At 71.3% G+C, this 21,734-nt stretch carries 19 protein-coding genes and 1 pseudogene; 15 read left to right on the top strand and 5 right to left on the bottom strand.

All coding sequences use genetic code 11. The annotated features are described in order from the left end of the window. Window positions 1-80: 80 nt before the first annotated feature. From JEK78_RS04425 to JEK78_RS04400, 6 genes are all read left to right on the top strand, one after another. A complete protein-coding gene (locus JEK78_RS04425) occupies window positions 81-449 on the top strand; it encodes a YlxR family protein (RefSeq protein ID WP_200262787.1) in 369 nt (122 codons plus the stop codon). 77 nt (window positions 450-526) lie between these two features. Continuing rightward, complete coding sequence (gene infB / locus JEK78_RS04420; RefSeq protein ID WP_200262786.1) at window positions 527-3,544, top strand: translation initiation factor IF-2; 3,018 nt, start codon at window positions 527-529, stop codon at window positions 3,542-3,544. 182 nt (window positions 3,545-3,726) lie between these two features. Further along, window positions 3,727-4,020 carry a DUF503 domain-containing protein gene (locus tag JEK78_RS04415; RefSeq protein ID WP_200262785.1) on the top strand — a complete coding sequence of 98 codons (294 nt, stop codon included), beginning with the start codon at window positions 3,727-3,729 and terminating at the stop codon, window positions 4,018-4,020. Window positions 4,021-4,068: 48 nt separating this feature from the next. Continuing rightward, entirely contained in the window at window positions 4,069-4,524 is a 456-nt protein-coding gene (gene rbfA / locus JEK78_RS04410; RefSeq protein ID WP_200262784.1) for a 30S ribosome-binding factor RbfA, read from the top strand. Further along, window positions 4,521-5,426, top strand: coding sequence for a tRNA pseudouridine(55) synthase TruB (gene truB, locus JEK78_RS04405; RefSeq protein WP_200262783.1), 906 nt, complete (start codon window positions 4,521-4,523; stop codon window positions 5,424-5,426). Before rbfA ends, truB begins: the two co-directional genes overlap by 4 nt. Window positions 5,427-5,707: 281 nt before the next feature. After that, window positions 5,708-6,658 carry a bifunctional riboflavin kinase/FAD synthetase gene (locus tag JEK78_RS04400; RefSeq protein WP_200262782.1) on the top strand — a complete coding sequence of 317 codons (951 nt, stop codon included), beginning with the start codon at window positions 5,708-5,710 and terminating at the stop codon, window positions 6,656-6,658. A gap of 156 nt (window positions 6,659-6,814) precedes the next feature. Here the strand turns inward: JEK78_RS04400 and JEK78_RS23210 are convergent, their stop codons facing one another. Next, window positions 6,815-8,230: a MinD/ParA family protein gene (locus JEK78_RS23210; protein WP_242483262.1), complete on the bottom strand. Its 1,416-nt coding sequence runs from the start codon at window positions 8,228-8,230 to the stop codon at window positions 6,815-6,817. A 1,636-nt stretch (window positions 8,231-9,866) separates the two neighbouring features. Between JEK78_RS23210 and JEK78_RS23205 the strand changes: the two genes are divergently transcribed. Continuing rightward, entirely contained in the window at window positions 9,867-10,079 is a 213-nt protein-coding gene (locus JEK78_RS23205; protein WP_242483261.1) for a hypothetical protein, read from the top strand. Between the two features lie 20 nt (window positions 10,080-10,099). Here JEK78_RS23205 and JEK78_RS23645 read toward each other — a convergent pair. Both JEK78_RS23645 and JEK78_RS04390 read right to left on the bottom strand, forming a co-directional pair. Then, window positions 10,100-10,183 (bottom strand): annotated as a pseudogene (locus JEK78_RS23645) (hypothetical protein); the annotation flags it as partial. Between the two features lie 470 nt (window positions 10,184-10,653). Continuing rightward, window positions 10,654-10,977, bottom strand: a complete 324-nt coding sequence (locus JEK78_RS04390) for a DUF397 domain-containing protein (protein ID WP_200262780.1) — start codon at window positions 10,975-10,977, stop codon at window positions 10,654-10,656. 277 nt (window positions 10,978-11,254) lie between these two features. On the opposite strand from JEK78_RS04390, the gene rpsO reads away from it, so the two are divergent. From rpsO to JEK78_RS04365, 5 genes are all read left to right on the top strand, one after another. Next, complete coding sequence (gene rpsO / locus JEK78_RS04385) at window positions 11,255-11,542, top strand: 30S ribosomal protein S15 (RefSeq protein WP_031484852.1); 288 nt, start codon at window positions 11,255-11,257, stop codon at window positions 11,540-11,542. Window positions 11,543-11,893: 351 nt separating this feature from the next. Next, window positions 11,894-14,110, top strand: a complete 2,217-nt coding sequence (locus JEK78_RS04380; RefSeq protein WP_200262779.1) for a polyribonucleotide nucleotidyltransferase — start codon at window positions 11,894-11,896, stop codon at window positions 14,108-14,110. Next, entirely contained in the window at window positions 14,107-15,486 is a 1,380-nt protein-coding gene (locus JEK78_RS04375) for a pitrilysin family protein (protein ID WP_200262778.1), read from the top strand. Before JEK78_RS04380 ends, JEK78_RS04375 begins: the two co-directional genes overlap by 4 nt. A 23-nt stretch (window positions 15,487-15,509) precedes the next feature. After that, on the top strand, window positions 15,510-16,262 hold the full coding sequence (dapB, locus tag JEK78_RS04370; RefSeq protein ID WP_200262777.1) for a 4-hydroxy-tetrahydrodipicolinate reductase: 753 nt from the start codon (window positions 15,510-15,512) through the stop codon (window positions 16,260-16,262). 17 nt (window positions 16,263-16,279) lie between these two features. Further along, a complete protein-coding gene (locus JEK78_RS04365) occupies window positions 16,280-16,762 on the top strand; it encodes a hypothetical protein (RefSeq protein ID WP_200262776.1) in 483 nt (160 codons plus the stop codon). 45 nt (window positions 16,763-16,807) lie between these two features. Here the strand turns inward: JEK78_RS04365 and JEK78_RS04360 are convergent, their stop codons facing one another. Then, complete coding sequence (locus JEK78_RS04360; RefSeq protein WP_200262775.1) at window positions 16,808-17,356, bottom strand: hypothetical protein; 549 nt, start codon at window positions 17,354-17,356, stop codon at window positions 16,808-16,810. Window positions 17,357-17,471: 115 nt separating this feature from the next. Then, a complete protein-coding gene (locus tag JEK78_RS04355) occupies window positions 17,472-17,705 on the bottom strand; it encodes a hypothetical protein (RefSeq protein WP_200262774.1) in 234 nt (77 codons plus the stop codon). Window positions 17,706-17,916: 211 nt separating this feature from the next. On the opposite strand from JEK78_RS04355, the gene thyX reads away from it, so the two are divergent. The 3 genes from thyX (at window position 17,917) to JEK78_RS04340 (ending at window position 21,613) form a co-directional block, all read left to right on the top strand. After that, window positions 17,917-18,657: an FAD-dependent thymidylate synthase gene (gene thyX, locus JEK78_RS04350; protein ID WP_200262773.1), complete on the top strand. Its 741-nt coding sequence runs from the start codon at window positions 17,917-17,919 to the stop codon at window positions 18,655-18,657. Between the two features lie 206 nt (window positions 18,658-18,863). Continuing rightward, on the top strand, window positions 18,864-19,763 hold the full coding sequence (gene dapA, locus JEK78_RS04345) for a 4-hydroxy-tetrahydrodipicolinate synthase (protein WP_200262772.1): 900 nt from the start codon (window positions 18,864-18,866) through the stop codon (window positions 19,761-19,763). Window positions 19,764-19,927: 164 nt separating this feature from the next. After that, window positions 19,928-21,613, top strand: a complete 1,686-nt coding sequence (locus tag JEK78_RS04340; protein ID WP_200262771.1) for a ribonuclease J — start codon at window positions 19,928-19,930, stop codon at window positions 21,611-21,613. Window positions 21,614-21,734: the final 121 nt, after the last annotated feature.

Below are 21,734 nucleotides of genomic sequence, written 5' to 3'. Positions count from 1 at the left end.
AGATCGCGACAGAACGCGCGCGTGGATGTTCGATTCTTGCCCCCTGAGGGTGGGGTCGTTTCGGGGAGGTAGACTAGGTGGTGTCCGGTCGGACGCGTGCTGGCGTGTGCCCTGAACGTACCTGTGTGGGCTGCCGCAATCGAGCGACCAAGGACGAACTGCTGCGGACGGTGGCGATCGAGGGCGAGTGCGTCCCCGATCCGGCCGGTACGCTGCCGGGTCGGGGCGCCTACGTGCATCCCGACACGACCTGTCTCGACCAGGCGGTTCGCCGCCGGGCGTTCCCGCGGGCGCTGCGCGCGCCGGGATCGCTCGACGTAAAGGCGTTGCGCCACCACGTCGAGTGGGTACAAGGTTGCGATCCGCAACACGGTAAGGAAGGCGTGCCGCGCGACACCCCGCGCGGAGCTGGTACCTCGCGAGTCGAAAGCAGGTCGAGATTGCGATGAGCACTCGATGAGTACGCGATGAGTACGCCCATGAACTAGCGACGGTCCGGCCGCAACCCGGACCTCAAAGGAGCGAAGTGGCTAAGGTCCGGGTATACGAACTCGCCAAGGAGTTCGGCGTTGAGAGCAAGGTCGTCATGGCCAAGCTCCAAGAGCTCGGTGAATTCGTCCGTTCGGCGTCTTCGACGATCGAAGCGCCCGTAGTACGCAAGCTGACCGACGCCTTCCAGGGCGGTGGCAACGGCAGGTCGCCCAAGCCCGCCCCTCGGAAGGCCGCGCCCAAGCCCGCCGCGCCCCCGCCGGCGGGTCGCGCACCCAAGACGCCGGGTGAGCGCCCGGCCGCGCCGAGGCCGGCCGCGCCCAAGCCCGCCGCCCAGCAGCAGCCGCCGGCCGCGCCGGCTCCCGGGCCGCGTCCGACACCGGGCCCCAAGCCCGCGCCGCGTCCCGCCCCGGCGGCACCGGAGTTCACCGCTCCGGCCGCCTCGCCCGCCGCCCCGAAGCCCGGCGCGCGTCCCGGTGCCCCGAAGCCCGGTGCCCGCCCGGCGGCGCCCGGACAGGGTCAGCAGGGACAGGGTCAGCAGGGTGGACAGGGCCGTTCCGGCGGTCAGGGTGGTCCGCGTCCCGGCGCCCCGTCGCCGCGGCCGGGTGCCCGTCCTTCCGGCCCCCGCCCCGGCAACAACCCCTTCACCTCCGGTGGCAACGCGGGCATGGCGCGTCCGCAGTCTCCCCGGGGCCAGGCGGGTCCGCGTCCCGGCGGGCCGGGTGCCCCCGGCGCCGGTCCTCGTCCGCAGGCTCCCGGTCAGGGCGGCGGTCCGCGACCGCAGGCTCCGGGCGGGCAGCGTCCCACTCCGGGCTCGATGCCCCGTCCGCAGGGCGGTCCGCGTCCCGGCGGCCCGCGTCCGAACCCCGGCATGATGCCGCAGCGTCCCGCCGCCGGTCCGCGTCCCGGCCCCGGTGGCGGCGGTCGCGGTCCCGGCGGGGCGGGACGCCCCGGCGGTGGTCGTCCGGGTGGCGGTGGCGGTTTCGCCGGTCGTCCGGGTGGTCCCGGTGGCGGCGGTGGTCGTCCGGGTGGCGGTGGCGGTTTCGCCGGTCGTCCGGGTGGTCCCGGTGGCGGTGGTGGCCGTCCCGGATTCGGTGGCCGTCCAGGTGGCCCCGGTGGCCGTGGCGGAACGCAGGGCGCGTTCGGTCGTCCCGGTGGTCCCGCCCGCCGAGGTCGCAAGTCGAAGCGGCAGCGGCGCCAGGAGTACGAGGCCATGCAGGCCCCGTCCGTCGGCGGCGTGATGCTGCCTCGTGGCAACGGCGAGGCCATTCGCCTGTCGCGTGGCGCGTCGCTCACGGACTTCGCGGAAAAGATCAACGCCAACCCGGCGTCCCTCGTCGCGGTCATGATGAACCTCGGCGAGATGGTCACCGCGACCCAGTCCGTCTCCGACGAGACGTTGGAACTCTTGGCGAGCGAGATGAACTACACGGTTCAGATCGTCAGCCCGGAGGAGGAGGACCGCGAGCTGCTCGAGTCCTTCGATCTGGAGTTCGGCGAGGACATCGGTTCCGAGGACGACCTGGTCGTCCGTCCGCCGGTGGTGACCGTCATGGGCCACGTCGACCACGGCAAGACCCGACTCCTCGACGCGATCCGCAAGACCAACGTGATCGCGGGCGAGGCCGGTGGCATCACCCAGCACATCGGTGCCTACCAGGTCACGACCGAGGTCAACGACGAGGACCGCAAGATCACCTTCATCGACACCCCGGGTCACGAGGCGTTCACCGCCATGCGTGCCCGAGGTGCGAAGTCGACCGACATCGCGATCCTGGTCGTCGCGGCCAACGACGGCGTCATGCCGCAGACGGTCGAGGCGCTGAACCACGCCAAGGCCGCCGAGGTGCCGATCGTGGTCGCGGTCAACAAGATCGATGTCGAGGGCGCCGACCCGACCAAGGTGCGCGGCCAGCTCACCGAGTACGGTCTGGTGGCCGAGGAGTACGGCGGCGACACGATGTTCGTCGACATCTCCGCCAAGCAGGGGCTGCACATCGACAGCCTGCTGGAGGCCGTGATCCTCACCGCCGACGCCTCCCTCGACCTGCGGGCCAACCCGACGCAGGACGCCCAGGGCATCTCCATCGAATCGCGGCTCGACCGCGGTCGCGGTGCCGTGGCCACGGTCCTCGTCCAGCGCGGCACGCTGCGGGTCGGCGACACCATGGTCGTGGGCGACGCCTACGGGCGTGTCCGGGCGATGCTCGACGACAACGGCAACAACGTCGCCGAGGCCGGTCCGGCCATGCCGGTCCAGGTCCTGGGCCTGACCAACGTGCCGGGTGCGGGCGACAACTTCATCGTGGTCGAGGAGGACCGTACGGCCCGCCAAATCGCGGAGAAGCGCGCCGCCCGCGAGCGGAACGCCGCGTTCGCCAAGCGCACCCGTCGCGTCTCCCTTGAGGACCTGGACAAGGTGCTCAAGGCCGGCGAGGTCCAGCAGCTGAACCTGATCATCAAGGGTGACGCCTCCGGATCGGTCGAGGCCCTGGAGTCCTCGCTGCTCCAGCTGGACGTCGGCGAGGAGGTCGACATCCGGGTGCTGCACCGCGGCGTCGGTGCGGTCACGGAGTCCGACATCGACCTGGCGATGGGCTCGGACGCCATCGTGATCGGCTTCAACGTGCGCGCGGCCGGCCGCGCGCAGCAGATGGCCGAGCGCGAAGGTGTCGACGTCCGGTACTACTCGGTCATCTACCAGGCGATCGAGGAGATCGAGGCCGCCCTCAAGGGCATGCTCAAGCCGGAGTTCGAGGAGGTCGAGCTCGGAACGGCGGAGATCCGCGAGGTCTTCAAGTCGTCCAAGCTGGGCAACATCGCGGGTGTTCTCATCCGCTCCGGCGAGGTTCGGCGGAACACCAAGGCCCGCCTGCTTCGCGACGGCAAGGTCGTCGCGGAGAACCTCACCATCGAGGGGCTGCGTCGCTTCAAGGACGACGTCACCGAGATTCGCGAAGGGTTCGAGGGCGGTATCAACCTCGGGAACTTCAACGACATCAAGGTCGACGACGTCATCGCGACGTACGAGATGCGCGAGAAGCCGCGCGTCTGACCGTCTCGGATCACGGTGGCCGGCGTGCCCTTCGGGGCCGCCGGCCTCCGGGCCGTCGCTCCGCGCCTCGTGGGTGGAAATCCCCTTCGGGTCCACGGTCCGACAGAGGTACTGTTCACAGAGCGCACAGGACTCACAGGAGCCTGGCGACGATCCCGAACCGGCGGGTCATCCGGCATGACATGTACGTGGGGACAGTCTCCTTCGACCTTCTCCTCGGCGACGTACGGTCGCTGAAGGAGAAGCGCTCGATCGTCCGCCCGATCATCGCCGAGCTGCGGCGGAAGTACATCGTCAGCGTGGCCGAGGTGGACCACGTCGACCTGCACCGACGAGCCGGGATCGGCTTGGCCGTGGTCTCCGCCGAGGCGGGCCACGTCACCGACGTGCTCGACCGGTGCGAGCGGCTGGTGGCCGGCCGCCCGGAGGTGGAACTGCTGTCGGCCAGACGGCGACTCCACGGGGACGACGACTGACGGCGTACAGCCGACGAAAAAGATCAGGAAAGAACGGGAGACGGACCAGTGGCCGACAACGCGCGGGCGAAAAGGCTTGCGGACCTCATCCGAGAGGTGGTGGCCCAGAAGCTGCAGCGCGGGATCAAGGACCCGCGGCTGGGCTCGCATGTCACCATCACCGACACCCGCGTCACGGGTGATCTTCGGGAAGCGACCGTCTTCTACACCGTGTACGGGGACGACGAGGAGCGGAAGGCCGCCGCGGCGGGCCTGGAGAGCGCCAAGGGAATCCTGCGTTCGGAGGTCGGCAAGGCCGCCGGGGTGAAGTTCACTCCGACCCTGGCCTTCGTCATGGACGCCCTGCCGGACAACGCCCGGACCATCGAGGACCTCCTCGACCGAGCGCGAGAATCCGACGCCAAGGTTCGCGAGGCCTCCGCGGGGGCCGCGTACGCGGCCGGGGCGGACCCCTACCGGAAGCCGGACGCCGAGGACGACGAGACGGACGACACCCAGGGATGACCACCCAGAGCACCACGCCCGACGGGCTTGTCATCGTCGACAAGCCGTCGGGCTTCACTTCACACGACGTCGTCGCCACGATGCGGGGCATCGCCCGGACGCGCCGCGTGGGCCATGCCGGAACCCTCGATCCGATGGCGACCGGTGTCCTCGTCCTCGGAGTGGAGCGCGCCACCAAACTCCTGGGGCACCTGGCGCTGACCGAGAAGGAGTACGTGGGGACGGTCCGCTTGGGCCAGACCACCGTGACCGACGACGCGGAGGGCGAGATCACCGCGTCCACCGACGCCTCCGCCGTCACCGGCGAGTCGGTGGCCTCCGCCGTCACCGAACTGACCGGCGACATCATGCAGGTGCCCTCCAAGGTCAGCGCCATCAAGATCAAGGGCGTCCGTTCCTACAAGCGGGTCCGGGAGGGCGAGGACTTCGACATCCCGGCCCGTCCGGTGAGCGTCTCCTCCTTCGTCGTCCACGACATCCGGGAGGCCACCGCCGAGGACGGGACCCCCGTGCGGGACCTGGTGGTCTCGGTCGTCTGCTCCTCCGGTACGTACATCCGCGCCCTCGCCCGCGACCTGGGGGCGGCCCTCGGGGTCGGGGGACACCTCACGGCTCTCCGCCGTACCCGGGTCGGGCCGTACCGGCTGGAGTCCGCCCGTACGCTCGACGCACTCCGGCGGGAACTGCGTGTGATGCCCGTCGCCGACGCCGCCGCGGCGGCGTTCCCGCGCTGGGACCTCGATGCCCGGCGCGCCAGGCTGCTCGCCAATGGGGTACGGCTGGAGATGCCCGAGGCGTACGCCGGAGCCGGACCGGTCGCCGTGTTCGACACCGCCGGTGGACTGCTCGCCCTCGTCGAGGAACATCACGGCAAGGCCCGGAGTCTGGCCGTGTTCGCCTGAGCCCGCCGATCGGCGCCCGGCGGGGCCGTCTCCGGTCCCTCGACCGACGTGTCCCGCCGCCGCCCTCCGCCTCCGCCCGGACGCGGCCGGGCGCGACCGACGCGAGGGCACAACTCCCATGCCGGTGCGGGAGGAAGAGCCCCGGCATGGCACTCTTGGACCTGCGCAGAAGGCAACGACGGACACCGGGCGGAGAACGGCGGGGGCGGTCGGCACGGCACCACACCGTGCGCGAGTCGACTCGCTGGCCCTCGGCGAATGTGTGACAAGGAGCGGACACAGTGCAGCGCTGGCGTGGCTTGGAGGACATCCCCGAGGACTGGGGCCGCAGCGTCGTCACCATCGGTTCCTACGACGGGGTCCACCGGGGCCACCAGTCGATCATCAAGCACACCGTCCATCGGGCCCGGCGTCTCGGCCTCCCCGCGGTGGTCGTCACCTTCGACCCGCATCCCAGCGAGGTCGTCCGACCCGGCAGCCATCCTCCGCTGCTCGCCCCGCACCACCGCCGTGCCGAACTGATGGCCGACCTCGGGGTGGCGGCGGTGCTGGTGCTTCCGTTCACGGCCGACTTCTCGAAGCTCTCGCCGGCGGACTTCGTCGTCAAGGTGCTGGTGGACAAGTTGCGGGCCAAGGCGGTCGTCGAAGGGCCGAACTTCCGGTTCGGGCACCGCGCCGCGGGTGACGTCGCCTTCCTCACGGCGCAGGGAGGCATCTACGACTTCGACGTGGACATCGTCGACCTGCACGCGACAGGCGTGGCCGGCGAGGGGCGGCCGTTCTCGTCGACCCTCGCCAGGACGCTGGTGGCCCGGGGCGACGTGACGGGCGCCGCCGAGATCCTGGGCCGCCCGCACCGTGTCGAGGGGATCGTCGTCCGCGGTGCCCGGCGCGGCCGTGAGCTGGGCTATCCCACCGCCAACGTCGAGACGCTCCCGCACACCGCCGTCCCCGCCGACGGCGTTTACGCGGGTTGGCTGCACGCCCAGGGAGAGGTCATGCCGGCCGCGATCTCGGTCGGCACCAACCCACAGTTCGACGGCACCGAGCGGACGGTCGAGGCGTACGCCATCGATCGCGTCGGCCTGGAGCTGTACGGGCTCCACGTGGCCGTGGAGTTCCTGACGTACGTTCGAGGCCAGGCCAGATTCGACACGCTGGACGCCCTGCTGGAGCAGATGGCCGACGATGTGGAGCGATGCCGGACGTCGGTGGCCGCCGCGGAGGCCTGATCCGCCCGCCGCGCGGCGGTTCCGCCGTGCTCCGCCCCCGTCACGCGCCGAGGGACGCGGGACAGGACGGGTCCTCCCCGCTCCCGGGCGCCCCCGCGAGCGTGCGGAAGCCCCAGGGTGAGCGGGAACCTCCGTACTTCCCCCACCTCGGCCGCCTCACGGCTCCCGGGGTGGGCCTCCGTCGCCCCGCCGGTCCGGCCCCTTGGAGATCGGACCGTCCCGGTACCGCGGGGGCCCGTAGCCGGGTCGCGCCTGTGGGCCCGGATGGTGCGGAGCCCCGCCCCCGGCCGAGGCGCCGCCGCGTGGCTCCGAAGACCTCTCGCCCGGACGGCCTCGCCGCGCGGGCGGCACCCCCGGGCCCGGTCCGTGCCCGTGCGAGGGCGGTGCCCCGTGCGGAGGGTACGACGCCGGGGGTACCTGCGGCGGCGGGCCGTACGCGCCGGGACGCGAGTCGGGGCCGGGGGGAGCCGAGGGTCCGGGGACAGTCGCCCCGTGCGACCAGGGACCGCCTCCTCGGGAGTCCGGACGGCCCGGTGCGGGCCCGCCGGGCAGGGGAGGCGCGGCCACCGGGGGTGGGTTCCCGTCCGAGGTCCACAGGCCGTGCATCCGCTGGTGTCGGGTGAAGTCCTCGGCCACCAGCGCGGCGAGTTCGAAGTATGCGTCCCGCACCTTGGGTCGCATCATGTCGAGATCGACTTCCGCCCCCGCCGCCAAGTGCTCGTCGAACGGAACGGACACGACCCCGCGGCACCGGGTGCGGAAGTGGGCCACGATGTCCTCTACCTTGATCATCTTGCCGGTCTCCCGGACACCGGAGATCACCGTGAGGGAGCGCGCGACCAGCCCCGCGTAGCCGTGAGCGGAGAGCCAGTCCAGAGTCGTGCTCGCGCTGCTCGCTCCGTCCACCGAGGGCGTCGAGATGATGATGAGCTGGTCGGCGAGGTCCAGGACTCCGCGCATGGCGCTGTAGAGCAGTCCGGTGCCGGAGTCCGTGAGAATGATCGGATACTGCCGTCCCAGCACCTCTATCGCGCGACGGTAGTCCTGGTCGTTGAACGTGGTCGACACCGCCGGGTCCACGTCGTTGGCGATGATCTCCAGCCCCGACGGCGCCTGCGAGGTGAAACGCCGGATGTCCATGTACGAGTGGAGATGCGGGATGGCCTGGACCAGATCCCGGATCGTCGCCCCGGTCTCGCGACGAACCCGCCGCCCGAGCGTACCCGCGTCCGGGTTGGCGTCGATCGCGAGGATCTTGTCCTGGCGCTCCGTGGCGAGCGTGGCGCCCAGGGCCGTCGTGGTGGTCGTCTTGCCCACCCCGCCCTTCAGGCTGATGACCGCGATGCGGTAGCAGGACAGGACCGGCGTGCGGATCAGGTCCAGTTTCCTGAGCCGCTCCGCCTCCTCCTTCTTCCCGCCCAGCCTGAACCGTCCTCCGCCGCCCGCGGGACGGCTGCTCCTCGCCTTCTGCTTCCGGTTGTGCAGAAGGCGATCCGACGACAGCTCCACCGCGGCCGTGTAGCCCAGCGGAGCGGCACCCGGATTGGTGGGCTGACGCTGGTCGTGGCGCACCGGGCCGGGCTGCCCCGACTCCCCTCCGGAACTCGCGGAAGGCTCGGGCGAGTGCGGCACACCGGGCGGGACCCGCCGACCGTCCGGGCCGCGGTGTGGAGGCATCGGCGCCCCCCGGTCCGCCCGCGAACCGCCGGGGGAGTTCGGCGGCATCGGCGGCGCGGGCGGTGGCCGCCGCTGCGAGGGCGCCGGCTCCGCCGGCGTCCGGCCCACCGGTGGCATCGGCCCGGCGCCGTGCCGCCGCGCCGGGCCCGGGGTCCATGTCGGCGGCGCCTCGGGCGGTGGGGGCCCCGGTCCGAATCGCGGTGTTCCGGGCTCCGCGACCCCCGGAGGAGAGCCGGGAGCGTCCCCCCTGGGCGGCAGCGGTGGGTAGCCGTACGTCCCCGTCTCGCCGGCGCCGCTTGGCGGGAAGCCGTAGCCGGGTGGGAAGCCGTAGCCGGGTGCGACCGCGTCGGGGAGGGGCGCCGAAGTAGGGGGAGCGCCGCTCGCCGGTGCCGATCCCGACGAGTCGGGCGGAGGGAAGCCGTAGCCGGGCGTCGGGGGAGTCGGTCGAGGCAGACCCGGGCTCGGCGGCGCGTCCCACGCCTCGGAGGCGGGAGGCCGCGGCGGTGCCGGGAAGGGGTGCCGGGCCCCGGGCGGCTCCGGATCCGGTCGCCGCGGGACGGCCGGCTGCCCCCCCGACGGCGGACCAACCGGCTCGTGGAACCCGGGGTGGCGCGCCGCCTCCTCGCCACGCTCCGGAGACGCCCCGAAGTCGCCGGCGGGCGACACGACGGGCCGCTCCACGCGGCCGTCGGAGACACCACGGGACACGGCGGACGAGGAACCGCCGCTCTGGGGCGTACCGACGCCCCGGTTCTCGGGGTGCGGGGTCTCGGACCCCTCCGGCCTCGACACCCTCGCGTCGGCGATGTCCGGCACAGCGGGAGGCACCTGCCCGGTCGGTGGGGTCGGCTCCCGCCGACGCCCTGGCCGCGACGCTCGCGTCCCCGCCCCCTCGACGTCGATGTCCGCCTCGGCGGCCCGGACACCGACAGTCCCTTCGAGGGCGTCCGGCCGCCCCGGGGGGCCGGGCGAGGCGACCGCGCGAGGGGGTGCCAGGTCGAAGTCCCCGTCGTCCCTCGTCCTCCCGTCCGCGGCCGACGCCCGGGGCGTGAGGCGCGCCGCACCGTCGGTCCCGCCGTCCTCCGGGCCCGTGTCGCCGTCTCCGTCGGTGGCGGACCGCTCAACGGCCGCACGGCCCTGCGACGGCGTTGCCGGGTCGCCGCCGGGACGGTCCTCGGGTACCCGCGGCGGCGGATCGCCCGCCGCGGTCGGTGCCGCTGGGTCAGGCCGCCGAGCCGCCGGTGTGAACCCGGGAACGGGAAAGCGTCGTCGCGAGGCGGCAGGCGGTGCCGGCTCGCCCTCGCCGGAGGCCGCGACCTCCTCCGTCGGCAGGGGCTCGAACCCGCTCCCCAGCGGGAGCCCCGGCACCGCCGCCGGGCCTTCACCGGGCGGAACCGGCGGAGTGAAGGCGCCACCCGGAGACGCCGGAGGCGCGGCCGGTGTGAACGGGGTTCCGGGAGCCGCCGGCGGGGCGGGGGCGGTGGCGTGCGGGGGCGGGGCGAGACCGGGCAGCGGCGGTACCCCGGGGCCCGTGGTCGGGGTGGTCGCGGACGCCGAGGACGCGTCCGGGCTTCCGCTCCGGCGGGCGGAGGCGCCGCCCTCGGTCGGTCGCTTCGGCGCTTCGGGGCGGTCGGGCTCGTCGGCCCTCGGGGCCTCCGCCTGGTCCTCGGCAGCCGCCGGCACGCCCCCGGGCCCGCTCGCCGCGCTGGAGGCGTTCTCGGTGTACCAGGCGGGTGGCGCGTAGTCGATGGTGAACTCGCCCGTCGTCTCGGCGGCGGACGGCGCGTCGGGCTGTTCCCCGTCGGGTGTCGACCGGCCCCCGCGCGCCCCGTCCCGATCGCTGCTCACAGTTCCTCCTGATGTGGTCGAGCACCCTCGAAGCCGAACCGGGGGCGACCCGTGCCGCCGGCGGACGGACCGCGGCGGTGGGGCCGTCCACGACCAGCCCCTCCCCGTAGGACGTCGCCTTCCCCTGACGGGTTCTGACGTCGCGTCGGTCCCAGCCTAGTGCCGTGTCGGGCGACACTCGCCGGCGAGGAGCGGCGTTCGTCGCGGGCTCTGCGCGTGCCGGCCGGGAGTTCCCCGCGCGGTCGGTCCTCGGCACTCGGTCACCCGGGAGCCGGGGAACCCGCGTCTCCGCGGCGCCACGCCCGACGTGGGACCGGTTTCTCGGACCCACGAGGCGAGCCCGACGACCAACCCCGACGCACCGGGTCGAGGCGATGGCGCGAGGCCCGCCGCACGCGTCACCCCGGGTGGCGCGTGCGAGACGCTCGACGCGTCGACCGGCCGGTGTCCCACCCCCGGCCGGTCTCCCGTCACCCCTCGCCGTCTCCCGGACCCTCGCCGGGGGGACGTCGATCCACGAGGTCGAATTCCCCGTCCCGCGCGCCGAGTACGAACGCTCGCCACTCCGCCTCGGTGTAGCGGAGCACGGTGTCGGGGTCCAGGGACGATCGCATGGCCACCGCCCCGCCGGGCAGGTGGGCGATCTCCACCCGTTCCTCGTGGTGCTCCGTGCCCGGCGCGCAGAGCCACTCGACGCCGGAGATGTCGAGCGCGTACAGCTCGTCGCGTTCGCGATCCTTGCGGGCCCTGACGTCCGGGTCCCGCGGTCCCGCCGCGCCCTCGGTCGTGGTCATCGTCTCGCTCCCCCTTCTCGACGGTGCCGGCCTCCGGCACCGTCCGTGTCCGAGCGCTCACCCTAGTCGGCCTTCGTGTCGAGGGAGTCGCCGCGCGCGGGAGGTCGGTGGTCCCCTGGTATTCTGGCCGATGGCCGTACGGGGTACGCGCCCCGGAGCGTCTCGGTCGCTCCGGAGGTCGCGCCCGGCGGACCGCCCCCGCCTTCCGAGTCACGGAAGCCCCCGAGAAGCAGACCGGGGGCACTCGGTGGCCTGATGGACCATTCAAGGAGTACGCGTGTCGCTCGACGCCGCAACGAAGAAGCAGATCATGGCCGAGTTCGGTACCAAGGAGGGCGACACCGGCTCCCCCGAGGTCCAGGTCGCGCTGCTGTCCCGTCGGATCTCCGACCTGACCGAGCACCTGAAGACCCACAAGCACGACCACCACTCCCGCCGTGGCCTGCTGATCCTGGTCGGCCAGCGTCGCCGGCTGCTGCAGTACCTGGCCAAGAAGGACATCCAGCGCTTCCGCGCGCTGGTCGACCGCCTGGGTATCCGCCGAGGGGCCGCGGGAGCCAAGTAGCACACCGTGGAGGGAGCGGTTCCCCTGCGTCGGGGGCCGCTCCCTTTGCCGTACGTGCGGGGTGCCGCCCGCCCTTTGTAGTGTGGTAGCACGACGCGACGGGTGTCCGAGCACCCCAGGCGGCGCGCGTTCGTGCGCGGCGGACACGTGCCCGCCGGGCCCGCGCGCGTACGAAGAACAAGACAAGAGCAAGAGGAGGAGCGCGCCCCCGCCGCCGGTCCTCGGTAGTGGCTCCCGGACGGACAGCCCGGGCGCTTCGATCGAAGACCGGTCCGCACGGACGGGGCGCTTCTCCGCCACCGTTCCGCTGCCACACGGGCAGCATGGGACGACGACGAGGAGACATCACTGGTGGAGAACGAGACCCACTACGCCGAGGCCGTCATCGACAACGGCGCCTTCGGCACCCGTACCATCCGATTCGAGACGGGCCGGCTGGCCCGCCAGGCCGCCGGTTCCGCCGTGGCCTACCTGGACGACGACACCATGGTGCTGTCGGCCACCACCGCTTCGCGACAGCCCAAGGACCAGCTGGACTTCTTCCCGCTGACGGTCGACGTCGAGGAGCGCATGTACGCGGCCGGGCGGATCCCCGGCTCCTTCTTCCGTCGCGAGGGTCGGCCCAGCGAGGACGCGATCCTCACCTGCCGACTGATCGACCGCCCGCTGCGCCCCTCCTTCAAGAAGGGCCTGCGCAACGAGATCCAGGTCGTCGCCACCATCATGGCGCTCAACCCCGACCACCTCTACGACGTCGTGGCGATCAACGCCGCCTCCGCGTCCACACAGCTGGCCGGGTTGCCGTTCTCCGGCCCGATCGGCGGCGTCCGCGTGGCCTTGATCCGCGGCCAGTGGGTCGCCTTCCCCACGCACACGGAGCTGGAGGACGCCGTCTTCGACATGGTCGTCGCCGGCCGGGTGCTGGAGGACGGCGATGTCGCCATCATGATGGTCGAGGCGGAGGCCACCGACAAGACCGTCCAGTTGGTCGACGGAGGCGCCGAGGCCCCGACGGAGGAGGTCGTCGCCGCCGGTCTCGAGGCGGCCAAGCCCTTCGTCAAGGTGCTCTGCCGCGCCCAGTCGGACCTGGCCGCCAAGGCCGCCAAGCCGACCGGCGAGTTCCCGGTCTTCCTCGACCACCAGGACGACGTCCTGGAGGCTCTCACGGCGGCCGTCAAGCCGGAGCTGGCCCGGGCGCTCACCATCGCCGGCAAGCAGGACCGCGAGTCCGAGCTGGACCGTGTGAAGGCGCTCGCCGCGGAGAAGCTGCTGCCGGAGTTCGAGGGTCGGGAGAAGGAGATCTCCGCCGCCTACCGGTCGCTGACCAAGACCCTCGTCCGGGAACGGGTCATCAAGGAGAAGAAGCGCATCGACGGCCGCGGCGTGACGGACATCCGCACGCTGGCCGCCGAGGTCGAGGCGATCCCCCGGGTCCACGGCTCCGCCCTCTTCGAGCGCGGCGAGACCCAGATCCTGGGTGTCACCACGCTGAACATGCTCCGCATGGAGCAGCAGCTGGACACCCTGTCGCCGGTGACCCGCAGGCGCTACATGCACAACTACAACTTCCCGCCCTACTCCACCGGCGAGACCGGTCGCGTCGGTTCTCCGAAGCGCCGGGAGATCGGCCACGGAGCTCTCGCGGAGCGGGCCCTGGTGCCGGTGCTGCCGACCCGTGAGGAGTTCCCGTACGCCATCCGCCAGGTGTCCGAGGCCCTCAGCTCCAACGGATCGACGTCCATGGGCTCGGTGTGCGCCTCCACCATGTCGCTGCTGAACGCCGGCGTGCCGCTCAAGGCCCCGGTCGCCGGCATCGCCATGGGGCTCATCTCCCAAGAGATCGACGGTGAGACCCACTACGTCACTCTCACCGACATCCTCGGTGCCGAGGACGCCTTCGGTGACATGGACTTCAAGGTCGCCGGCACCAAGGAGTTCGTGACCGCGCTCCAGCTGGACACCAAGCTGGACGGCATCCCCGCCTCGGTCCTCGCCGCCGCCCTCAAGCAGGCACGCGACGCGCGTCTGCACATCCTCGACGTGATGATGGAGGCGATCGACACCCCGGACGAGATGTCCCCGAACGCTCCCCGCATCATCACGGTCAAGATCCCGGTCGACAAGATCGGCGAGGTCATCGGCCCCAAGGGCAAGATGATCAACCAGATCCAGGAGGACACGGGCGCCGAGATCACGATCGAGGACGACGGCACGATCTACATCGGTGCCGCGGACGGTCCCGCCGCGGAGGCCGCGAGGGCGACCATCAACGGCATCGCCAACCCGACGATGCCGGAGGTCGGCGAGCGCTACCTCGGCACGGTCGTCAAGACCACGACCTTCGGCGCGTTCGTCTCCCTGCTCCCCGGCAAGGACGGGCTGCTGCACATCTCGCAGATCCGCAAGCTCGCCGGCGGCAAGCGCGTGGAGAACGTCGAGGACGTCGTCGGCGTCGGCCAGAAGGTCCAGGTCGAGATCGCCGAGATCGACTCGCGTGGCAAGCTCTCCCTGATCCCGGTGATCGAGGGCGAGGAAGGCACGGACCAGAAGGACGACACCGACCAGTGACGTCCCACGGCGCCGAGGCGACGGCCCGCACCTTCTCGGAGGTGCGGGCCGTCGCCCGTACCCAAACCCTCATCAAGGGGCACGACGGCACGGGAACGGTTCGCAAGACCACCCTCCCCGGTGGCCTGCGCGTCGTCACCGAGACCCTCCCCTCGGTCCGCTCCGCGACCTTCGGTATCTGGGCCCACGTCGGTTCCCGCGACGAGACCCCGTCGCTGAACGGGGCCACCCACTATCTGGAGCACCTCCTCTTCAAGGGCACGCGTCGCAGGTCCGCTCTCGACATCTCCGCCGCACTCGACGCGGTGGGCGGCGAGATCAACGCCTTCACGGCGAAGGAGTACACCTGCTACTACGCGCGGGTGCTCGACACCGACCTCCCTCTCGCCGTCGACGTCGTGTGCGACATGCTCACCGGCTCGCTGATCCTCCAGGAGGACGTCGACGTCGAACGCGGTGCCATCCTCGAAGAGATCGCCATGACCGAGGACGATCCGGGCGACTGTGTGCACGACCTGTTCGCGCGCACCATGTTCGGCGACAACCCCTTGGGCCGACCGGTCCTCGGCACCGTCGACACGGTCAACGCCCTCACCGCGGACCGGATCCGCCGCTTCTACCGCAGGCACTACGACCCCACTCATCTCGTCGTCGCCGCCGCGGGCAACGTCGACCACCACAAGGTGGTGCGGCAGGTGCGAGCGGCCTTCGAGAAGGCGGGAGCGTTCCGGGACGCCGCCGCGCGACCGCTCGCCCCCCGGCAGGGAAGCCGCAGGGTCCGCGCCGCCGGCCGCGTCGAGCTGGTAGGACGGCGAACGGAGCAGGCCCACGTCGTCCTGGGCATGCCGGGGTTCGCCCGAACCGACGACCGACGCTGGGCCTTGGGTGTGCTGAACAGCGCGCTCGGAGGGGGCATGTCCTCGCGCCTCTTCCAGGAAGTCCGTGAGAAGCGGGGGCTGGCATACAGCGTCTACTCCTACACCTCCGGTTTCGCCGACTGTGGTCTCTTCGGTGTCTACGCCGGTTGCCGACCCTCGCAGGTGGAGGAAGTGTTGAGGATCTGCCGCGGGGAGCTCGACCGAGTGGCGGAGCACGGCCTGTCCGACGAGGAGATCGGCCGTGCCGTGGGCCAACTGCGCGGATCCACCGTGCTGGGGCTGGAGGACACCGGCGCGATGATGAACCGGATCGGCAAGAGCGAGCTCTGTTGGGGTGAGCAGATGTCGGTCGACGACATGCTGACCCGGATAGCAGCCGTGACACCGGACGACGTCCGCGCCGTGGCCCGCGACATCCTCGGCAGGCGGCCGTCACTGTCGGTCATCGGTCCGATCGCGGACAAGCAGGCCTCCCGACTGCACGACATCATGGCCTGACCCACCAGGTAAGGAACTGCGAGATGAGCAAGCTGCGCGTGGCGGTCCTCGGCGCCCGGGGCCGTATCGGGTCCGAAGCGGTCCGGGCGATCGAGGCCGCCGACGACATGGAACTGACGGCCGCCCTCGGCCGCGGCGACCGGTTGGAGACGCTCGCCGAGACCCGTACCGACGTCGCCGTCGAACTCACCACCCCCGCGTCCGTGATGGGGAACCTGGACTTCTGCGTTCGGCACGGAATCCACGCCGTCGTCGGGACGACCGGATGGACCGACGAGCGCCTCGACCAGTTGCGCGGCTGGCTCGGCCAGTCGCCGGAGACGGGGGTCCTCATCGCCCCGAACTTCTCCATCGGAGCGGTCCTGACCATGCGGTTCGCTCAGGTCGCCGCACCCTGGTTCGAATCAGTCGAGGTGGTGGAACTGCATCATCCGGGCAAGGCCGACGCGCCCAGCGGGACGGCGACCCGGACGGCCCACCTGGTAGCCGAGGCCCGGCGACGCGCGGGCAGTGCCCCGGCGCCCGACGCGACCGTCACCGCCCTGGAGGGTGCCCGCGGCGCACAGGTGGACGGTGTGCCGGTCCACGCCGTCCGGCTGCGCGGGCTTCTGGCCCACCAGGAGGTGCTCCTCGGCACGGAGGGCGAGACCCTCACCGTCCGACACGACTCGCTCCACCACAGCAGCTTCATGCCGGGAGTCCTGCTGGGGGTGCGCCGAGTGGTGGGCACCCCGGGACTCACCCACGGTCTGGAACACTTCCTGGATCTCGACTGACCGGGGAGGGCCGAGACATGCGCGCGAAGATCTCCTATGCCGTCACGGCCGCCGTCCTGGTCGTGTACCTCGTCCTGGTCGGCAGCCGCGGAGTGCTCCTCGTGGAGACCGGTGAACCGGTCGCCGTCGCCCTCGGCCTGGCGGTGCTGGTCCTGCCGCTGATCGGGGTGTGGTTCCTGTGGCAGAACACCCGCTTCGTCCGCCGGGCCAACCGGCTGGCCGCGGCACTGGACGCCGAGGGGGGACTCCCCGTGGACGAACTCAGGCGTACGCCGAGCGGTCGCGTCGACCGGGACTCCGCGGACGAGGTCTTCGCGCGGCGCAAGGCAGAGGCCGAGGCGACCCCGGACGACTGGCGTGCCTGGTTCCGGCTCGCAGTCGCCTATCACGACGCGCGGGACACTCCTCGTGCACGCGGGGCGATGCGGCATGCCATCGCCCTGTACGAGAGCCCCCCCGCGGACGACGCCGCCGCGGGGGCCGCCAGGTCGTCGACGTAGGCGCGGTCGCGGAGCCGCCACCGGACCGGCGCGAGTCGGGGCCGATCAGCGTGGCGCGTACTCCGCGGCCCAGCCCTCCACCGAGCGCGAGGCCCGCCGGAAGGCCTCGCCGCGAGCCAGGAAATCCGCGTCGTGCGTGGTCAGCAGGGGACGCCCGGCGCCGCCGCCTCCCGGGAACAACATCAGGGCCTGGCCCTGCACGGTGCGGGGAAGCCCCAGCCACCGCACCGGTTGTTGCGCCCTCCGCACCCGGTCGACCCTCGACCACGGCACCGTGCGGGTGCTGAGGAACCCGACGCGGCGCAGCCCCCGGGAACTCACCCACACCCCCACGCGCAGGAGCCGCAGGGCCCCGGCGATGACGGCCGCCGCGATGCCGAAGACCACCCCGGAGGCCGCCGGGGTGCCGGCGGTCGCGATGACCACACCGGCCAAGAGCACATACGACGCCAGCAGCAACAGGACGGCCGCGGCACCCACCCGGTAGGGCCCGGGACGGTACGGACGGTGCCAGCGATCCCGGTCGTCGTGCGGCAGCGGGGTGCCGTCGGTCGCCTCGAAGGCGGGGTCGGCCGTCAGGAAGGACAGGGGCACGGCGGATCCTCACTCTTCCGGTGCGGTGGGTGGTGCCCGGCGAGATTACCGACCGCCGACGGCCCACCACCAGCGACGGGGCGTCGGCCGCGCGATGGAACGCCCGGGTGCCGGGTCAGCGACCGTAGGAGGCTTGGGTCTGGCGCGGTGTCGAGGTGTCCGACGAGAGGGCGGGCATGCCGATGAGCAGTGAGCCAACGAGCCCCGCGACGATGGTCAGCCCCAGCAGGGAACGCCCGGCGATCTGCCCCAGCGACGCCCGCTCCCGTGGTGGGGGCGCGACGTTGCTGCGGAACCGATCGGCCTCGGCGACGAAGGCGAACGGTACGGACTCACGCCGATCGAGCATGGTGGTGGCTCTCCTTTCGGGGGACTGACTGGACCGAGGAGCGGACTGTTCGCGAGTAGCAACGAACGACGACGCCCGAAGGTGCCCGTGCCCCGACTCGTCGGGCGGTACGCGTCCAGGCAGGGGAGGGCGCGAGGCCGCCGAACGGACCGGCCACCGGGTCCGTAGAGTTGCCCTGCCACGCACACAAGACGGGAAGGTCCGCCACACCGTGTCCGATACACCCGAAGCCGAGTTCGAGATCGAGCTGCGCAGCGACGTCACCGTCGAGCTGGTCAAGCACACCGCGTCCGACGCGGACGTGCTCTTCGCCGCGCGGGTCTCGACACTCGGCGAACAGTCCCTCGCCGAGATCGACAAGGACCCGGAGCGGTCCAAGGGGCTGATCAACTTCCTGATGCGGGACCGGCACGGGAGCCCTTTCGAGCACAACTCGATGACCTTCTTCATCAGCGCGCCGATCTTCGTCTTCCGGGAGTTCATGCGCCATCGCGCGGGCTGGTCGTACAACGAGGAGAGCGGACGCTACCGCGAGCTTCGCCCGGTCTTCTACGTGCCGGACTCCTCGCGGAAGCTGGTGCAGGAGGGCCGCCCGGGCAAGTACCGCTTCGTCGAGGGCAGCGCAGCCCAGCGGGAACTCGTGGATCGTACCCTGGAGGGCTCCTACCGCCGGACGTACGAGGCGTACCGTGAGATGCTCGCGGCCGGCGTCGCCCGTGAGGTCGCCCGGTCGGCTCTGCCCGTCGGTCTCTACTCCTCGATGTACGCGACGTGCAACGCGCGGTCGCTCATGCACTTCGTGGGGCTGCGCACCCAGCACGAGCTGGCCAAGGTTCCCTCGTTCCCGCAACGGGAGATCGAGATGGTCGGGGAGCGGATGGAGGAGGCCTGGGCTCGGCTCATGCCGCTCACCCACGCCGCCTTCGACGCCAACGGGCGAGTGGCTCCCTGAACCGTCCGTCCCTTCCTTCGGCGCACCACTCCGCACCCCCACGCACGGTGTCCGTATTGCGGGCCTTTGCGTGGTTCATCTAGCCTGGCCGAGCGGGCCCGGCACTGCCTGAACCCCCGAGCGGGCAGTACCGGGCTCCGCCCGAAAACCCCTGCTCCCCGCCCCGAGGGCAGACCCCGATCCGAGCAGCGAGTAGCGTGTAGCCCATGGCTTTGACCTCCACTCCGCAGACCCCCTTCGGGCGGGTCCTCACCGCCATGGTCACGCCCTTCACGGCGGACGGCGCACTCGATCTCGACGGCGCGCGCCGGCTGGCCGCCCATCTGGTGGACGCCGGCAACGACGGACTGATCGTCAACGGGACCACGGGCGAGTCGCCGACCACCGGCGACGCGGAGAAGGCGGACCTGGTGCGAGCGGTGGTCGAGGCCGTCGGGGACCGCGCCCAGGTCGTCGCGGGGGTCGGAACCAACGACACTCGGCACAGCGTCGAACTCGCCCGGGACGCGGCGCGGGGTGGGGCCCACGGCCTGCTCGTCGTCACCCCCTACTACAACAAACCGCCGCAAGAGGGTCTGTACCGGCACTTCACCACCGTCGCCGACGCCACCGACCTGCCCGTCATGCTCTACGACATCCCCGGCCGCAGCGGCGTCCCGATCAACACGGAGACCATCGTCCGCTTGGCCGAGCATCCGCGGATCGTCGCCAACAAGGACGCCAAGGGCGACCTGGGGCGCGCCAGCTGGGCCATCGCGCACTCCGGGCTGGCCTGGTACTCCGGCGACGACATGCTGAACCTCCCCCTGCTCTCGGTCGGCGCAGTCGGTTTCGTCTCGGTCGTCGGCCACGTCGTCACACCCGAGCTTCGTGCCATGGTCGACGCCTATACGTCGGGGGATGTCCACAAGGCGTTGGAGATCCATCAGAAGCTGCTCCCGGTCTTCACCGGAATGTTCCGCACTCAGGGAGTCATGACCACCAAGGCCGCTCTGGGCCTCCGGGGGCTGCCCGGGGGACCCCTCCGCCAGCCGATGGTCGAACTGACTCCCGAGGAGACCGAACAATTGAAGATCGATCTTGCCGCGGGTGGGGTACACCTCTGACAACAGGACTTCGCACAAGGGCGCTGCGCGCTCGCACGATTGTCACAACTGAACAGCGGGCCACCGGTGCCCGTATCCGCAACACCATGACCATCGCTTCTGCACGAACGTCATGCGCGCCACGTGCCACACCGGTACGTGGCGCGCATGGTGAGGAGAGTCTTTTGAGTCATCCGCACCCCGAACTGGGTTCGCCCCCGCCTCTCGTCGAGGGTGGGCTCCGGGTCACCCCACTGGGCGGCCTCGGCGAGATCGGCCGTAACATGACGGTCTTCGAGTACGCGGGCCGTCTGTTGATCGTCGACTGTGGAGTCCTCTTCCCCGAGGAGGAACAGCCGGGGATCGATCTGATCCTGCCGGACTTCACGTCGATCAGGGATCGTCTCGACGATATCGAGGGAATCGTCCTCACCCATGGGCACGAGGATCACATCGGTGGCGTGCCCTATCTTCTCCGCGAGAAGCCGGACATCCCGCTCATCGGTTCCAAGCTGACCCTGGCCCTCATCGAGGCGAAGCTCCAGGAGCACCGCATCCGCCCGTACACCCTGGAGGTGGCGGAGGGGCAGCGTGAGCGCGTAGGGGCCTTCGACTGCGAATTCGTCGCGGTCAACCACTCGATTCCGGACGCCTTGGCGGTCGCCATCCGCACGCCCGCCGGCCTGGTCGTGCACACCGGTGATTTCAAGATGGACCAGTTGCCGCTGGATCGGCGGCTGACCGATCTGCACGCCTTCGCGCGATTGAGCGAGGAGGGCATCGACCTTCTCCTCTCCGACTCGACCAATGCCGAGGTGCCCGGCTTCACCGCTCCCGAGCGTGACATCTCCCAGGTGTTGCGGCAGGTGTTCGCGGGTGCCCGCAAGCGGATCATCGTCGCCAGTTTCGCCAGTCACGTGCACCGGATCCAGCAGATCCTGGACGCCGCCCACGAGTACGGCAGACGGGTCGCCTTCGTCGGCCGTTCCATGGTCCGCAACATGGGGATCGCCCGGGACCTCGGCTATCTGAGGGTGCCACCCGGTCTCGTCGTCGACGTCCGGGCGCTCGACGACCTGCCGGACGACGAGGTCGTGCTGGTCTGCACGGGTTCCCAGGGCGAGCCGATGGCCGCCCTGTCCCGGATGGCCAACAGGGACCATCAGATCCGGATCGTGCAAGGTGACACGGTGATCCTCGCCTCGTCCCTGATCCCGGGCAACGAGAACGCGGTCTACCGGGTGATCAACGGGCTCACCCGGTGGGGTGCCAACGTCGTCCACAAGGGCAACGCCAAGGTTCACGTCTCGGGTCACGCCTCGGCCGGCGAGCTGCTGTACTTCTACAACATCTGTCGTCCCGGCAACCTCATGCCGGTCCATGGCGAGTGGCGCCACCTGAGGGCCAACGCTGAACTCGGCGCTCTCACCGGAGTGCCGCACGACCGGATCGTCATCGCCGAGGACGGCGTGGCGGTGGACCTGGTGGACGGCAGGGCGAAGATCTCCGGCAAGGTGCAGGCGGGATACGTGTACGTCGACGGGCTCTCCGTCGGCGACGTGGGCGAACCCGCGCTCAAGGACCGCAAGATCCTGGGAGACGAGGGCATCATCTCGGTGTTCGTGGTCCTCGATGCCTCCACCGGCAAGATCACTGGCGGTCCACACGTCCACGCGCGTGGTTCGGGAATCGACGACTCGGCGTTCGAGGGAGTCCTGCCGAAGATCGCCGAGGTGCTCGAACGCTCCGCGCAGGACGGAGTGGTCGAGCCGCGTCAGCTTCAGCAGCTGGTCCGGCGCACACTGGGCAAGTGGGTGTCGGACACCTACCGCCGGCGACCCATGATCCTCCCCGTCGTCGTCGAGGTCTGACGAGCCGACACCGCCGGCTGATGCCCGGCGGGAGCGGGGCACCCCCGATTTGCGTCGGGGCGCCCCGCTCCACTACGTTTACAGCTCCGCCGGAAGGTCGGACCTCGCGGAGGTCGCGACC

Source organism: Streptomyces sp. HSG2, assembly GCF_016598575.1.
Classification (GTDB): Bacteria; Actinomycetota; Actinomycetes; order Streptomycetales; family Streptomycetaceae; genus Streptomyces.
The sequence above is the reverse complement of the archived record's forward strand: the minus strand, read 5'-3'. Positions and strand labels throughout refer to the sequence as shown.

Bases quoted from the DNA above. Each gene is read 5' to 3' on its own strand.
- JEK78_RS04415 (WP_200262785.1), top strand. From the start codon at position 3,727: ATGTACGTGGGGACAGTCTCCTTCGACCTTCTCCTCGGCGACGTACGG.
- truB (WP_200262783.1), top strand. From the start codon at position 4,521: ATGACCACCCAGAGCACCACGCCCGACGGGCTTGTCATCGTCGACAAG.
- JEK78_RS04390 (WP_200262780.1), bottom strand. From the start codon at position 10,977: ATGACCACGACCGAGGGCGCGGCGGGACCGCGGGACCCGGACGTCAGG.
- dapB (WP_200262777.1), top strand. From the start codon at position 15,510: ATGAGCAAGCTGCGCGTGGCGGTCCTCGGCGCCCGGGGCCGTATCGGG.
- JEK78_RS04365 (WP_200262776.1), top strand. From the start codon at position 16,280: ATGCGCGCGAAGATCTCCTATGCCGTCACGGCCGCCGTCCTGGTCGTG.
- JEK78_RS04355 (WP_200262774.1), bottom strand. From the start codon at position 17,705: ATGCTCGATCGGCGTGAGTCCGTACCGTTCGCCTTCGTCGCCGAGGCC.
- dapA (WP_200262772.1), top strand. From the start codon at position 18,864: ATGGCTTTGACCTCCACTCCGCAGACCCCCTTCGGGCGGGTCCTCACC.